Source organism: Algoriphagus iocasae (assembly GCF_014206875.1).
GTDB classification, from domain to species: domain Bacteria; phylum Bacteroidota; class Bacteroidia; order Cytophagales; family Cyclobacteriaceae; genus Algoriphagus; species Algoriphagus iocasae.
The window spans coordinates 1,400,701-1,414,839 of record NZ_JACIJO010000001.1 but is presented as its reverse complement, the minus strand read 5'-3'; the positions used below and the strand labels follow the sequence as shown (position 1 = coordinate 1,414,839).

Genomic DNA, 14,139 nt, shown 5'->3' with positions numbered 1-14,139 from the left:
AAAAGGTAAAAAAATGAATAAAGATCTGAGAATCATATATATGGGAACGCCTGAGTTTGCCGTTCCTGCATTTGAAAAATTAGTTGAAAATGGCTGGAATGTTATTGCTGTGATTACAGCGCCTGATAAGCCAAAAGGCAGAGGGCAAAAGCTGATTCCTTCTCCTGTAAAAGAGTCCGCTTTGAAATTGAACGTTCCAGTTCTTCAGCCTACTAACTTAAAAGATCCCGTTTTTCAGGAGGAATTAAGAAACCTGAAAGCAGATTTACAGATCGTGGTCGCTTTTAGAATGCTGCCGGAATCAGTTTGGGACATGCCACCAATCGGCACTTTTAATTTGCACGCATCGCTTTTACCGAACTATCGAGGAGCGGCTCCGATCAACTGGGCAATAATCAATGGAGAGAAAGAAACTGGCGTTACAACCTTTTTCCTAAAACATGAGATCGATACTGGAAGCATTCTTTTTCAGGAAAAAATCAACATCCTTGAGGAAGATGATTTAGGAACTATTTATGAAAAACTAATGACCCTGGGTGCTGATTTAGTCTTGAAAACTGTAGAGGCAATTTCCAAAGATGAAATCGACCCAAAACCACAAGATGAAGCGCAGGCGATTCATCATGCTCCTAAAATTTTTAAAGAGACTGGCCAGATTGATTGGGAAAAATCAGCCGAATCCATTCATAATCTGGTAAGAGGACTTTCCCCCTACCCTGCAGCATGGACAGAATTGGATGGGAAGATCTGTAAGATCTATAAAACCAAGATTGATGAACAGGAACAATCCAATGAAAAAGCAGGAACTTATTTTTCAGATGGAAAGACTTATTTAAGATTTCAAACTGGCAAAGGGATTTTGGAAATTCTAGAGCTACAACTAGAAGGAAAAAAGAGAATGAAGACTGAAGATTTCTTGAGAGGATATAAGTTGGAAAGGAATTTATAAGAAAAAATTTTTTCATCTGTCTGATTTTTAGGAAATTCAGAAAACTAAGTATTTATAACATTTTTATAGAATAATTATGAAAATCTCAATTAAAACATGGTCTATTTTCATTCTCCTGTTTTCAATATCCACAATAACAGAAGCACAATTCATTAATAAAATAAAAAAGGCCGCAAGCAAAGGAGCAGAAAAAGCAATTGAAAAAAAAGTAGAAGAAGAAGCCAATAAAATGGTCCAAAAGCAGCTCGAAAAGCAATTGGAAGGCCTTTTTGGTGACAGCGAGGAATCCAGCAACCCAGTAACCTTGGACATGGGTAAAATCTTGGAGGGTATGGGCGAAGAGGTGGAAACCGCGGATAAATATGACTTCTTTGGTTATGTGGTTATGGAAGTAAAATCGACTAACAAGAATGGAAAAGAAGATGAACCGATGACCATGAAGTCCTATTTGTCAGAAACAACAGATTACACTGGACTGGAAATGACAGATCCAAAAAAACCAAAATCTGTCATGACAATGGTTTATGACATGTCAAACAAAGCATCCATTTTATTGATGGACAATGAGGGTCAGAAAAGCAGCTTTGCTTACAAAATTGACATCAATGAGATCGCTGACGATGCTATGGAGGATATGGCCGACCCGATGGAAGATCCTGAATTGGTCATCGAAAAAACCGGAAACACCAAAGAAATCCTAGGGTACACTTGTGATGAATACCATGTAAAAAGCAAAGATGGTGAAGGAACTTACTGGGTGACTGAAGAACCAATCGGAGGATATGTGGCTTTTTGGGGAGCAAATAGTCCATTTGTATCAGATAAATCGAAAAGCAAATATGCCGAACATTTCAAGGACTTTCCACAGGGAAACTTCATGGAAATGGATTTCACCTCCGCTGATGATGGCTCAAAAATAGAATTAAAAGTAATTGAGGTAAATGATTCAGCCTCAAAGTCTTTTGTCATGAGCGAATATCCAAACATGATGGCTCAGGCAGCCAAGCAATAACTCTCTAACAAATTTTATTTTTTCCCTTGCCAAAGGCTAGTATCTTCAAGGTATTGAAGATTTAAACTATGAGGATATTACTGATTGCTGCCGTTGCTAAAAATGGAGTTATAGGAAAGGAAAATGATTTGGTTTGGAGAATCCCAACCGATTTCAAAAGATTTAAAGCTTTAACCTCTGGCAATTATATCCTTATGGGGAGAAAGACTTTTGAATCCCTTGGGAAACCTCTACCTAATCGAACCCATTTGGTGATTACCAGAAATCCGGAATTTGAAGTTCCAGAAGGTCATCATGTATTCGAGAGTGTAGAGGAAGTTTTTATTTACTGCAGCAAAATAGGTGTGGAAAAGCTCTATGTCATAGGTGGTGGAGAAATTTACAAGCAGACCATTGGTATTGCTGATGAATTAGTGATCACAGAAGTGGAAGCAAGCCCAGAGGGTGACACCTATTTCCCTGAAATTGATCTTAATAATTGGAAAGAAGTAAGCAGAGAAAGTCACCCAGCTGATGAAAAAAACCAATTTCCATTTTCCTTTGTTGACTACGTTAGAATAAAATAATAAACATGACAAAAACTGTCATTTGGATCACTGGAGCGTCCTCTGGCATCGGAGCAGCAACGGCGAAAAAATTTTCCAAAGAAGGATATTCAGTAATCTTATCTTCCAGAAAAGAAGATGAATTAAATCAGGTGAAAGAGGCATGTGCTCATCCTGAAAATTGTGCGGTTTTACCTTTAGACCTCGCCCAGACTGATACTCTTTCCGACAAAGTAAAACAAGCTATCAGCCTTTTTGGCCATATAGATATTATGTTTCATAATGGTGGAATCAGCCAACGTTCTTTGGCGATTGAAACCCAACTTGAGGTTGACAGAAAAATCATGGAAGTCAATTTCTTTGGCACCATTGCATTGACAAAAGCCCTCCTACCACATTTTAAGTCCAGAAAATCCGGCCAATTCGGAATTACCAGTTCATTGGTAGGAATCATTGGTTCACCTTATCGATCCACCTATGCAGCTTCTAAACATGCTTTGCATGGATATTTTGACTCTTTACGTGCTGAGCATCATGAGGACAATATCCATGTCACGATGATTTGCCCGGGATTTATTAAAACAAATGTCTCCGTGAATGCTGTTACTGCCGACGGAAAATCTTTGAATGAAATGGATGATGCTCAAGCAAATGGCATGAGTGCTGAGGAATGCGCGAATCAGATTTTCAAAAGCCTCAAGAAAAAAAAGGAGGAGATATACATTGGTGGAAAAGAAGTCATGGCAATCTATCTCAAGAGATTCGTTCCTGGTATCTTTTCCAAAATCTTAGTAAAAGCCAAAGTCAGATAATTATCATCCGATAAAATATGAGTACTGTAAAAGCAGAAATAATTGCCATTGGGGATGAATTGCTTTATGGGCAAATCATGGATACAAATAGCCATTGGATCAGTCAGCAGCTAGACTTGGTCGGAGTAAGAGTGGTGAGAAAAACCACTGTGGGTGATAACAGGCTTGATATTTTAGATGCTTTCAGCAAAGCCGAAAAAAGAGCTGATATCATATTAATTACAGGCGGATTAGGTCCTACACAGGATGATTTGACAAAACCTCTGATGGCGGAGTATTTCGAATGTCCAATTGTGGAATTTCCTGAGGCTGTCGAAGCTGTTACTACGTTTTTTAAACGTCGTGGAAGAGAAATTACTCCCTTAAATATCTTACAGGGCCATCTTCCAGCTTGCTGTACCTATGTTCCAAACGAAGTGGGAACTGCCCCAGGCATGTGGTTTTCCAAAAATGGAACCTATTGGATGTCAATGCCTGGTGTGCCACATGAGATGAAAAAACTCATGAAGGACTTTGTCTTGCCAAAACTTCCTCAGCTGTTTGAATTACCTGTGATAGTTCATGAGGTGATCAAAACTGTTGGGATTGGTGAAAGCTGGCTAGCAGATTTAATCAAGGATTGGGAAAATGCCTTACCGGAACATATTAAGCTTGCTTACCTCCCCTCTTTGGGACATGTGAAATTAAGGCTTACCGGCTTCGGCCAAAGTAAGGAAAACCTTCAAGAGGAAATCCAAAGTCAAATTGCAATTGTCATGCCTCTTATCCAAGATTATGTCTACGGGTATAATGAGGAAACTCTGGAAACTGCAATTGGCAAGCTTTTGAAGAAAAGTAATAAAACCCTAGCTTTGGCTGAAAGCTGTACTGGTGGATTTATCTCTCATCTGATCACAAGCATCGCTGGAAGCAGTGCTTATTTTCAGGGGGCATTGGTTCCCTATCACAATCAGTTCAAACATGAAATTTTGGGAGTGTCCGACGTAACACTTTCTGAATTTGGAGCTGTAAGCGAGGAAACTGTCAGAGAGATGGCTGTTGGAATCAAGAAGCTTTTTAAATCAGATTTTGGTTTGTCTAGCAGCGGCATTGCCGGACCAGATGGAGGAACAGAAGCTAAACCTGTTGGGACAATCTGGATCGCTTGTGCCGGAGACGGATTTGTAGAAACTAAAAAGCTACAGCTAACTCAGGATAGGCTTTTGAATATAGAACTGACAGCAGTGGCGGTTTTGAATTTATTTAGAATTTGTTTTTCCCGTAAATAGCAAATAAAATTTTAATCAAAAGGTTTGGGATGATTCATAATAAAATTTAATTTTAAAAGTTGAATATATACCCAATTTAATTATTTTAAGACTATGGCAAGTGTAGAAATGCTAATGCCCAAAATGGGCGAAAGTATCATAGAGGGAACCATCCTTGGCTGGTTGAAAAAAGAAGGAGATACGATCGATCAAGACGAATCAGTTCTAGAAGTAGCTACTGACAAGGTTGACACTGAGGTCCCTTCCACACATGCAGGAGTTTTAAAGAAAATTTTGGTTAAAGAAGGAGATGTAGTAGCTGTTGGAGCACCTGTTGCTATCATAGAAACCAGTGGTGAAGCAGAAGCAGCTGCACCAAGTTCCAAGGAGGAGGACAATACTTCCAAAGAGGATTTATTGGCAATTGCTCCGGAAAACACCGCTTCTTTAATTTCTCAAGAAACCTCCCCTGCTGCCAGCATTGACGATGATCGCTTTTACTCCCCATTAGTACAGAGCATTGCCAAGGAAGAAGGGATTTCTAAGGTTGAACTTTCCAAAATTCCTGGAACAGGTAAAGATGGGCGTGTTACTAAAAATGACATGCTAGACTATCTTAAAAACAGAAATGGTAGTAAATCTGAGACTACAAAAACAATCCCTTCTATTTCGGAACCTAAAGTTCAAGTCAGCATCTCTGGTGCAGATGAAATCATCGAAATGGATAGAATGCGCAAAATGATTGCGCAAAGAATGGTTGATTCAAAACGGATTTCTGCTCATGTCACTTCCTTTGTAGAGGCTGATATGACGAATATTGTTCTCTGGAGAGAGAAAAACAAACATGCTTACAGAGAGAAGTTTGGAGAATCCATTACCTATACACCATTTTTCATAGAGGCAGTATCTAAAGCAATCAGAGATTTCCCAATGATCAACATTTCTATTGATGGAGATAAAATCATCAAGAAAAAAGATATCAATATTGGAATGGCGGTGGCTCTACCAAGTGGAAACTTGATAGTTCCTGTTATCAGAAAAGCAGATCAACTGAATTTGGTAGGCATCTCAAAACAAGTAAATGATCTAGCCAATAGAGCTAGAAATAATAAATTATCTGCGGACGATTTAAGCGGAGGAACTTACACAGTTTCCAATGTAGGATCTTTCGGCAATGTGATGGGCACTCCGATTATCATGCAGCCACAAGTGGCCATTTTGGCTGTGGGAGCTATTGTTAAAAAGCCTGCAGTAGTAGAAACCCCTACCGGTGATGTCATTGCAATCCGTCATAAAATGTTCCTATCACATTCTTATGATCACAGGGTAGTGGACGGTTCTTTAGGAGGCATGTTTGTCAAAAGAGTCGCCGATTATCTCGAAGGCTTTGATTTAAACACCCCACTTTAAAAAATAAAACCAGGCCGAAAGCCTGGTTTTTTTATTGCTTTATCATGATTTTCTTTTTGTAGAAAAACTCTATTTTTTTGGCCAATGAAATCAAACGAATCGGCTTGGTTAGATAATCGTCCATCCCACTTCCAATTGCTTTTTTCTGATCTTCATCAAAAACGTTAGCAGATAAACCAATAATAAATAAGCCCTCTTTATGACATGATTCTCTGATTTTTTTGGTTGCTTCCAACCCATTCATGATCGGCATCTGGACATCCATTAAAACAATATCATAGTCATTTTTCATCACCATCTCCAGTGCTTCTAGCCCATTTTTGGCGATATCAAATGAGTATCCCAATTGCTCCAGCATCAAGTTCATCAATTGAAGGTTCAGATCATTATCCTCTGCCAAAAGCATTTTCATCGGATATTCATTGGCCATTCCAAACCAATTGACACGTTTCTCCTGTAGGTTTTTGGCAGTATCATCTACCTGGACTTTGGCCTTTTTCAGTAGGATAGAGAATGAAAACTTAGACCCCACTCCTTCTTTACTGGAAATACTTAATTCACCTCCCAATAATTCGACAATTCTTTTGGCAATCGCCAAACCTAAACCTGTTCCTTGAAAACTCCGAGTACTGGAGCTTTCTACCTGAAAAAATGGATTTGTCAAGGAAGGAATCAAATGCTCAGGAATTCCAATCCCGCTATCCTCCACTCTGGTTTTTAGATAATAAAGATCATCTTCAATATTCTCGAGGTTCATGAAAATAGATACTTCGCCACCAATTGGGGTGAATTTGATCGCATTTCCAACCAGGTTAAGGATTACCTGATTGATACGATCATAATCCGTCTCGAAGAGTTCATATGCAAGAGGATCTATTTCGGTATTGATCTGAATGTTTTTCTTTTGGGCCAAACCAATGAACATTTGGATTTGCTTCTCGAGCTCTTCCGCAGGTTTCCCTGAAAAGGGATTGATATCCATTTTTCCTGCTTCGATTTTCGAATAGTCCAAAATATCTTTAATGATCCCCAAAAGTGAATTCCCGGAATTTTTTATAATCTCCAGATATTGCTTCTGATCCTCATCTAGCTCCGTCAATTCCAGTAAATCGATAATACCCAAAAGACCATTCATCGGTGTTCGAATCTCATGACTCATATTGGCCAAAAATTCAGACTTCGCACGACTCGCTTCATCAGCCGCATTCATTGCTTCTACCAGCCCTTTTTCCCAGATTTTCTGGCTTGTAATATCTTTTGCCAAAGACATCATTCTATTTTCATCCAGCGGGAAATATCTGATTTCGAAATATCTAGTGCCGGATTCCAAATTCAATCGTCTGCTTACAGTTTGAATCTGTCCTGTTTTCCTTGCTAGCTCAAATGCTTTGATCGTTTCATCTTTCTGGTCAGGAGGAAGTAAAACAGAAATGTTTTTTCCTAAAGATGATTTGTCCCAGCCCGGAATAACTTCTTTCACGTGAAAGTCAATAACCATCCCTGTATTGTCATAAATGAAAATCACATCTGGAATATTCTCCAATACAGTTCTCAGTCGATTTTCACTCAACTTCAACTCCTGACTGGATTCAAATTGGGCGGTAATATCCGTACAGATCCCTAATCCTCCATTAAACCTTCCCTGATCGTCAAAAATTAACTTCTCAAAGATTTTTACACGGATTTTCTTATGATCTGGACGCACATAATCATATTCCAGGGCTATATGAGAGGTCTTTTCAGACAAAGCATTTGTCACCATCGATTTTAAGAAAAGAGCATCTTTATGTTGACTACTGGTAGAAAATGCTTCCAGGAACTCTTTCCTAGGCGAGCCTAAAATTTCCTCCACCTCGTCACTAACCTGGGTAATTTCCCCCAGATGGTTATGGTAATAAACGAAGCCATTTAATTCTTTCAGAAGAAGGTTTTGCTGTCCAAACAAATCCGAAATCTCCCTGGAGCTTTTTTCCAGCTTCTTTTGAGACTGAATATTGTTGGTCAATGAAACAATGAAAAATACAATCGTCAGAAGCAGCAAAAGCAACAAAACTGAAAACAACCATAAATAAGTATTGTAAATACCGGATGTGATCTGCTCTGTTTCTATAAAAAATAAAAGAGAGGCATTTTCTAAAAGAGTTCCAAAATCAAAAGGGTATTGCACCAAAACTCCACTGACGGAACCTTTATCCGATTTCCAGGAAAGCTCATACATTCCCTTTAGACCAAGAGCAATGTCATTTTTTATTGTGACTAAATCTTTATTTTGAAAGGCTACCGAATCCTGTTGCCCACTTGGGTTTAAATCAAAAACTTGATCCCTTATTAATAGGGACTTCCCTCCTCCTTCATTGAGATAATAATTTTCTACAAAAAGCCTTGTAAACCTCACAAGATTTAACCGAATTAACAGCTGCATCTCTGAAATTGGATTACTTCTATAAACACTGGCATTCTCAACAAACTTACTCCTGATAAAACCCTCAAATGGCTGCCTGATAAAATCATTTCTTTCAGTCATTGTGAAAAATATGGACGAATCAGGCAAGCTGACCCAGACAGTATCAATCAATCCAGGGTAATTGTTTACCACTCTTCTGATAACTGTAGTAAGATCCTGTCTATAATCATCAAGGTCCAAGTCATCATCATCCAAGAAACCAAAGACTCCATTCACATCTTCCTCAAAATTTAATATTTCAAGCTCTAGTTCCCTTGCGGCCAGTTCAGTTTGTTTACTTAAAAACTCTTTTCGGCTATCTAATTGAGCATCAGAAATGGCAAAGTAAAAACTCACTCCCAGCGCTATAACCAGGAAAACGAGTAGAATCCCCAGCACAGTAGTAAGTCTAAAACTTAAATTATTACCAGGTTTATTTACCATCTAATGGAGGATTAATTTGTATCAAATACCAATCTGTAAAATCAAAAGGGTAGGCAATAGCTGAGGTTAGATTATATTCATCTGTAAAGACGAATTTATTTTCCTTATTAAAAATAAAAGATTGGGCCATTTCTCTCACGCCTTTGCTTTTACTAGTAAATAAATTGAAATCCGAAATCCTAAAATTATCAGCGCGGATTGTCTCTCTATAAACATGATTTTTCAATGGAGGTAAACTCAAAGCTTCAATAGCTGATGATTTTCCAGACACTATTTCCCCTTTCCCATTGATGATTAAATAATTTCCATCTTTCACCTCGAGAAAACGATGAAGAATTTCATCAACAGTAATATCTATACCCAAAACAGCGGATAGTTCAGATCCATCGTACACTGGATGAACCAATGACATGATCCAACCTTTTCCCGCAGGATCTACATAAACTTCAGGGATCCAAACAGGTTTTTTCTCCGGATTATGCTCTAAGTCAGCCTCGTAGTAGAAATTATATTTTATGAGATTGATATCCGGCTCCATCAGATTCTGTGCATCATAAGGTGGATAAACCCTCGAAACCTGCATGGGTGAATTTGAATAGACCTGTGCAATGATTCCGTGCCGATCGTATACGACTTTAAAAGCTGAATCTAAATCATTGGTAAAATAAACTTCCTCTAATGATTTTTGGGGGTCGGGAGAAATCGAGGAAATGATCATTTTACTTAAACCTCCCTCCTCAACTGGAATGTTGTTTGAAAATGAGCCTTCAAAAACGTATTTGTTTTTTTCTGCTTTTTCTAAAAGTGAATCTTTGTTTTCGAGGAGGTATTGGTAAAAACTTTCAAGCCAAACTATTTCTTTCTCCAAAACCAGAATCTCTTCCTCCATCTCATTCACCATCAATTCTAGATGTTCTGTATCAGGAAGATCTTCCTGCGTCAATTCCCTATTGCAGGAAAAAAGCGTGACAATAAATAGAATTAAATAGCAGGAGTTTCTGAACATGGGACTTACACAATCATGGAAATTATAAATTTTCCAACTGTGCACGAAAAGTTTTTCCCATTTCTTTAAATCTTTGTTTGACCTCTTCAAAAAATTCTCCCTTCCAAAAAACTTCAAGGTCACTTTCCTCCAGCACGTCCATTTCACTCACCTTAAAGGTTTGTTCCATAGGGCCAAACTCATATTTGATGATGTATTTATTATTCCAGGAGAAAATACTGATTCGTATTTCCTCCTGGGTAAATTCCTGAATGACTCTCATTAAGGTCTTTTGACTAGGAATGAATAAGTAATTTTCGGATTCAATGAGGAAGCCACAGAACAATACTTTTCTACAGATAGCGCTACCACCTTGCCAAACTCTGTTTCATTGGCATCCGGTGAAACCAAAGTGAAAGACAAATGAATATCGGTGTAGAATGCAGGAACTCCGTCATTTCTTATTCCTTCCACATCTACAGTAAATGATTCGATCGTTCTTCTCTTTTTCTTCATCATCAATACCGCATCTACTGCAGAGCAGCCTCCAAGGGCTGAAAGCAACAAATCCATAGGAGATTGTGCTTTCTTTTCAGGAGCATCATACATATCGATCTGAACAACATTTCCTTGAGGGTTTACTGCCTCATATTCGTAGTCCGCTTTCATGCGAACAGTCACATTCCTTTTTGACATGATTTTATTCTTTCTTCGAGTATTTAATCAAATTTATCGCTTCAGTATTACATATTTCTTCGGTACTGACCACCCACTTCATATAAAGCATGAGTGATCTGTCCCAAGGAGCAATATTTAGCAGCCTCCATTAGCTCCGCAAAGATATTTTCATTTTTCACTGCGGCCAATTTTAGCGTTTTCAGATGTTCTTCAACAAGTTCCGGATGAGATTGATTCAAATTATTGAAAGTTGAAATCTGGTCTTCTTTTTCCTCCTTTGTAGCTCGAATCACTTCACCTGGAGTTACAGTTGGAGAACCATCAGAAGAAAGGAAAGTATTCACCCCGATGATCGGATATTCTCCTGTATGTTTCAGCATTTCGTAATGAAGACTCTCCTCCTGGATTTTTCCTCTTTGGTACATGGTTTCCATCGCACCAAGAACTCCTCCTCTTTCAGTAATCCTGTCAAACTCCAGATAAATCGCCTCTTCTACCAGGTCTGTCAATTCTTCGATAATGAATGCTCCTTGTAGCGGATTTTCATTCTTCGCCAATCCCAATTCCTTATTTATAATCAACTGAATCGCCATTGCCCTCCTCACAGAAGCTTCTGTCGGAGTGGTAATAGCCTCATCATAAGCATTGGTATGAAGGGAGTTGCAATTATCATAGATCGCATAAAGGGCCTGCAGGGTTGTTCGGATGTCATTAAAATCAATCTCCTGAGCATGAAGTGATCTTCCTGAAGTTTGAATATGGTATTTGAGCATTTGAGAACGCTCATTTGCACCATATTTTAATTTCATGGCTTTGGCCCAAACTCTTCTTGCCACTCTACCGATAACCGCGTACTCTGGATCAATACCATTTGAGAAGAAGAATGAAAGGTTTGGTGCAAACTTATTGATATCCATTCCTCTGCTCACATAGTACTCCACATAGGTGAACCCATTTGAGAGAGTCAGTGCCAACTGAGTGATTGGATTTGCTCCAGCCTCTGCAATATGATATCCTGAAATCGAAACAGAATAAAAATTACGGATGCCGTTTTCAATGAAATACTGCTGCACATCTCCCATCAAACGAAGAGAAAACTCCGTAGAGAAAATACATGTATTCTGTGCCTGGTCTTCTTTTAAAATATCTGCCTGAACCGTTCCTCGCACTCGCGAAACAGTATCAGCTTTGATTTTTGCATAAACGTCTTTTGGCAAAACTTGATCCCCAGTTACTCCCAAAAGCATCAATCCCAAGCCATCGCTTCCCTCAGGGATTTTTCCAGTATAAACTGGTCGTTTAAGACCTTTTTCTTTATAAATCGAATCAATTTTTTGATTGACTTCATCTTCTAAACCATTGGCTTTGATATAAACCTCACACTGCTGATCAATTGCAGCATTCATAAAAAAGGCAGTCATCGTTGCTGCTGGTCCATTGATCGTCATAGAAACAGAAGTCATCGGATCTACCAGGTTAAATCCAGAATACAGTTTCTTTGCATCATCAAGGCAGCAAACGTTTACTCCGGAATTTCCGATTTTACCATAGATATCAGGACGATAATCTGGATCTTCTCCATAAAGTGTCACTGAATCAAAGGCCGTCGATAGCCTCTTTGCAGGCATATCTTTAGAGACATAATGAAAACGTTTGTTGGTTCGCTCTGGACTTCCCTCGCCAGCAAACATTCTTGTAGGATCCTCTCCTTCTCTTTTGAAAGGAAAAACACCAGCCGTGTAAGGGAATTTTCCTGGGACATTTTCCCTAAGGCCCCATTTCAATAAATCTCCCCAAGCTTCATATTTTGGAAGGGAAATTTTCGGGATTTTGGTGTCAGAAAGTGATTTTGAATAGGTTTTTACTTTGATCTCTTTGTCCCGAACTTTAAAAACATAAAATTCATCGCTATACATCGCCACTTCATCAGGCCATTCTTCGATCCATTTTTTGTTCTTTGGATCCAGATCCAATTCCACTTTGGAATAAACTTCCTCTAGCTCTTTTAACAAACGATCCGAATCTTCTACTTGAAGAGACTGGATTGTTTCCATTGATTTTTTGATGCTATACAGCTTCTGAGCGATTTCTTTTTGCTCTTCTACCCAAAGGTCATAATTACGATTTGTCTCCGCGATTTCTGACAAATAACGAGTCCTAGATGGAGGAATGATGTAAATCTTTTCGGAAGTACCTGCGGAAAGCTCAAAACTACTTTCCCAACCAGCATGATCCGTATTGATCTTTGAAATCAAAGCTTTGTAAAGCTGATTCATTCCTGGATCATTGAACTGAGAGGCAATTGTGCCAAAAACAGGAATTGCATCATCTTCGATATCCCAAAGATTATGGTTTCGCTTAAACTGCTTTTTCACATCTCTGATCGCATCCAGTGCTCCTCTTTTATCAAATTTGTTTAGCGCGATAACATCGGCAAAATCAAGCATATCGATCTTTTCCAGTTGAGATGCCGCTCCATATTCTGGCGTCATCACATACAAGGATAAATCAGAGTGCTCGATGATTTCAGTGTCAGATTGGCCAATTCCAGAAGTCTCCAAAATCACCAAATCAAAACCAAAGGCCTTTACTGTATCAACTGCATCCTGAACGTATTTAGAAAGTGCCAAATTGGACTGTCTTGTCGCCAATGACCTCATAAATACCCGTGGATGGTGAATGGCATTCATTCTGATTCTATCGCCCAAAAGTGCACCACCAGTTTTCCTTTTTGATGGATCGACTGAAATAATGGCAAGTGTTTTATCCTCAAAATCTATCAGAAATCTTCTGACCAACTCATCCACTAATGAAGATTTTCCTGCTCCACCTGTTCCAGTTATACCCAAAACAGGAGTTTTGGAATTGGCGCTAGCGGATCTTACTTCATCTAGAAGTGATTTTGACTTTTCTGGAAAGTTTTCAAATGCTGAAATAGCCCTTCCGATAAATGCTTTATTTTCTCTATCAATTTTAAATCCTTCCTGAAGTTGATCGCCAATAGGAAAATCAGATTGTTTCACCAAATCATTGATCATTCCCTGAAGGCCCATTGCACGACCATCGTCAGGTGCATAAATCCTAGCAATTCCGTATGCGTGAAGTTCTTTAATTTCTTCCAAAAGGATGGTACCTCCTCCCCCTCCAAAAATCTTGATATGACCAGCACCTTTCTCTTTTAACAGGTCATACATGTATTTAAAAAACTCGACATGTCCACCCTGATAAGAAGTGATCGCAATCGCTTGAACATCTTCTTGAATAGCACAATCAACAATCTCCTGAACAGACCGGTTATGTCCCAAATGAATCACCTCGCAACCAGTGGATTGAATAATCCTACGCATGATATTGATCGCAGCATCATGCCCATCAAAAAGAGAGGCAGCTGTCACAATCCTGATATGATTTTTTGGTTTATAAATCTCTGTTGACACAGTCATATAGTGGGTTTATTTTATTTATGGCAATTGAATTCACACATTTCTTAAAGCAAAAATCTAGATTTTTACCTGCTCGCGAATATACGCAAAATCACACGAGAAGACCTTGGATTCAGGCCTTCTAAACAAAATATTCTTTGGTTTCAATTGATCACTTACACTGAGTCGGAT

General features: G+C 38.8%; 11 protein-coding genes. 6 read left to right on the top strand and 5 right to left on the bottom strand.

Annotation, left to right across the window (positions count from 1 at the left end):
- Nucleotides 1–13: 13 nt before the first annotated feature.
- The 6 genes from fmt to FHS59_RS06190 all read left to right on the top strand — a co-directional run bounded on the left by fmt (nucleotide 14) and on the right by FHS59_RS06190 (nucleotide 5,975).
- Entirely contained in the window at nucleotides 14–949 is a 936-nt protein-coding gene (gene fmt / locus FHS59_RS06215) for a methionyl-tRNA formyltransferase (RefSeq protein ID WP_184494023.1), read from the top strand.
- Between the two features lie 76 nt (nucleotides 950–1,025).
- The gene (locus tag FHS59_RS06210) at nucleotides 1,026–1,961 is read left to right on the top strand and encodes a DUF4412 domain-containing protein (RefSeq protein WP_184494021.1); all 936 of its coding nucleotides are present in this window, start codon (nucleotides 1,026–1,028) and stop codon (nucleotides 1,959–1,961) included.
- Between the two features lie 68 nt (nucleotides 1,962–2,029).
- Nucleotides 2,030–2,527, top strand: coding sequence for a dihydrofolate reductase (locus tag FHS59_RS06205; protein ID WP_184494020.1), 498 nt, complete (start codon nucleotides 2,030–2,032; stop codon nucleotides 2,525–2,527).
- A 5-nt stretch (nucleotides 2,528–2,532) separates the two neighbouring features.
- Nucleotides 2,533–3,318 (top strand): SDR family oxidoreductase, encoded by a 786-nt coding sequence (locus FHS59_RS06200; protein ID WP_184494019.1) that lies wholly within the window; start codon nucleotides 2,533–2,535, stop codon nucleotides 3,316–3,318.
- Between the two features lie 17 nt (nucleotides 3,319–3,335).
- Entirely contained in the window at nucleotides 3,336–4,586 is a 1,251-nt protein-coding gene (locus FHS59_RS06195; protein WP_184494017.1) for a competence/damage-inducible protein A, read from the top strand.
- A gap of 93 nt (nucleotides 4,587–4,679) precedes the next feature.
- Complete coding sequence (locus tag FHS59_RS06190; protein WP_184494015.1) at nucleotides 4,680–5,975, top strand: dihydrolipoamide acetyltransferase family protein; 1,296 nt, start codon at nucleotides 4,680–4,682, stop codon at nucleotides 5,973–5,975.
- Nucleotides 5,976–6,006: 31 nt separating this feature from the next.
- Here the strand turns inward: FHS59_RS06190 and FHS59_RS06185 are convergent, their stop codons facing one another.
- The 5 genes from FHS59_RS06185 to FHS59_RS06165 are packed head-to-tail and all read right to left on the bottom strand — an operon-like array spanning nucleotide 6,007 to nucleotide 13,968.
- Nucleotides 6,007–8,862, bottom strand: a complete 2,856-nt coding sequence (locus tag FHS59_RS06185) for a PAS domain-containing hybrid sensor histidine kinase/response regulator (protein ID WP_184494013.1) — start codon at nucleotides 8,860–8,862, stop codon at nucleotides 6,007–6,009.
- On the bottom strand, nucleotides 8,852–9,868 hold the full coding sequence (locus tag FHS59_RS06180) for a cache domain-containing protein (RefSeq protein WP_184494011.1): 1,017 nt from the start codon (nucleotides 9,866–9,868) through the stop codon (nucleotides 8,852–8,854). The genes FHS59_RS06185 and FHS59_RS06180 overlap by 11 nt, the downstream gene beginning before the upstream one ends.
- Before the next feature lie 22 nt (nucleotides 9,869–9,890).
- Nucleotides 9,891–10,130 carry a hypothetical protein gene (locus FHS59_RS06175; protein ID WP_184494009.1) on the bottom strand — a complete coding sequence of 80 codons (240 nt, stop codon included), beginning with the start codon at nucleotides 10,128–10,130 and terminating at the stop codon, nucleotides 9,891–9,893.
- A complete protein-coding gene (locus FHS59_RS06170; protein WP_184494007.1) occupies nucleotides 10,130–10,543 on the bottom strand; it encodes an OsmC family protein in 414 nt (137 codons plus the stop codon). Before FHS59_RS06170 ends, FHS59_RS06175 begins: the two co-directional genes overlap by 1 nt.
- A gap of 47 nt (nucleotides 10,544–10,590) precedes the next feature.
- Nucleotides 10,591–13,968 carry a methylmalonyl-CoA mutase family protein gene (locus FHS59_RS06165; protein ID WP_184494005.1) on the bottom strand — a complete coding sequence of 1,126 codons (3,378 nt, stop codon included), beginning with the start codon at nucleotides 13,966–13,968 and terminating at the stop codon, nucleotides 10,591–10,593.
- Between the last annotated feature and the right edge of the window lie 171 nt (nucleotides 13,969–14,139).

Bases quoted from the DNA above. Each gene is read 5' to 3' on its own strand.
- fmt (WP_184494023.1), top strand. From the start codon at position 14: ATGAATAAAGATCTGAGAATCATATATATGGGAACGCCTGAGTTTGCC.
- FHS59_RS06170 (WP_184494007.1), bottom strand. From the start codon at position 10,543: ATGTCAAAAAGGAATGTGACTGTTCGCATGAAAGCGGACTACGAATAT.
- FHS59_RS06185 (WP_184494013.1), bottom strand. From the start codon at position 8,862: ATGGTAAATAAACCTGGTAATAATTTAAGTTTTAGACTTACTACTGTG.
- FHS59_RS06180 (WP_184494011.1), bottom strand. From the start codon at position 9,868: ATGTTCAGAAACTCCTGCTATTTAATTCTATTTATTGTCACGCTTTTT.
- FHS59_RS06190 (WP_184494015.1), top strand. From the start codon at position 4,680: ATGGCAAGTGTAGAAATGCTAATGCCCAAAATGGGCGAAAGTATCATA.
- FHS59_RS06210 (WP_184494021.1), top strand. From the start codon at position 1,026: ATGAAAATCTCAATTAAAACATGGTCTATTTTCATTCTCCTGTTTTCA.
- FHS59_RS06200 (WP_184494019.1), top strand. From the start codon at position 2,533: ATGACAAAAACTGTCATTTGGATCACTGGAGCGTCCTCTGGCATCGGA.
- FHS59_RS06175 (WP_184494009.1), bottom strand. From the start codon at position 10,130: ATGAGAGTCATTCAGGAATTTACCCAGGAGGAAATACGAATCAGTATT.
- FHS59_RS06195 (WP_184494017.1), top strand. From the start codon at position 3,336: ATGAGTACTGTAAAAGCAGAAATAATTGCCATTGGGGATGAATTGCTT.
- FHS59_RS06205 (WP_184494020.1), top strand. From the start codon at position 2,030: ATGAGGATATTACTGATTGCTGCCGTTGCTAAAAATGGAGTTATAGGA.
- FHS59_RS06165 (WP_184494005.1), bottom strand. From the start codon at position 13,968: ATGACTGTGTCAACAGAGATTTATAAACCAAAAAATCATATCAGGATT.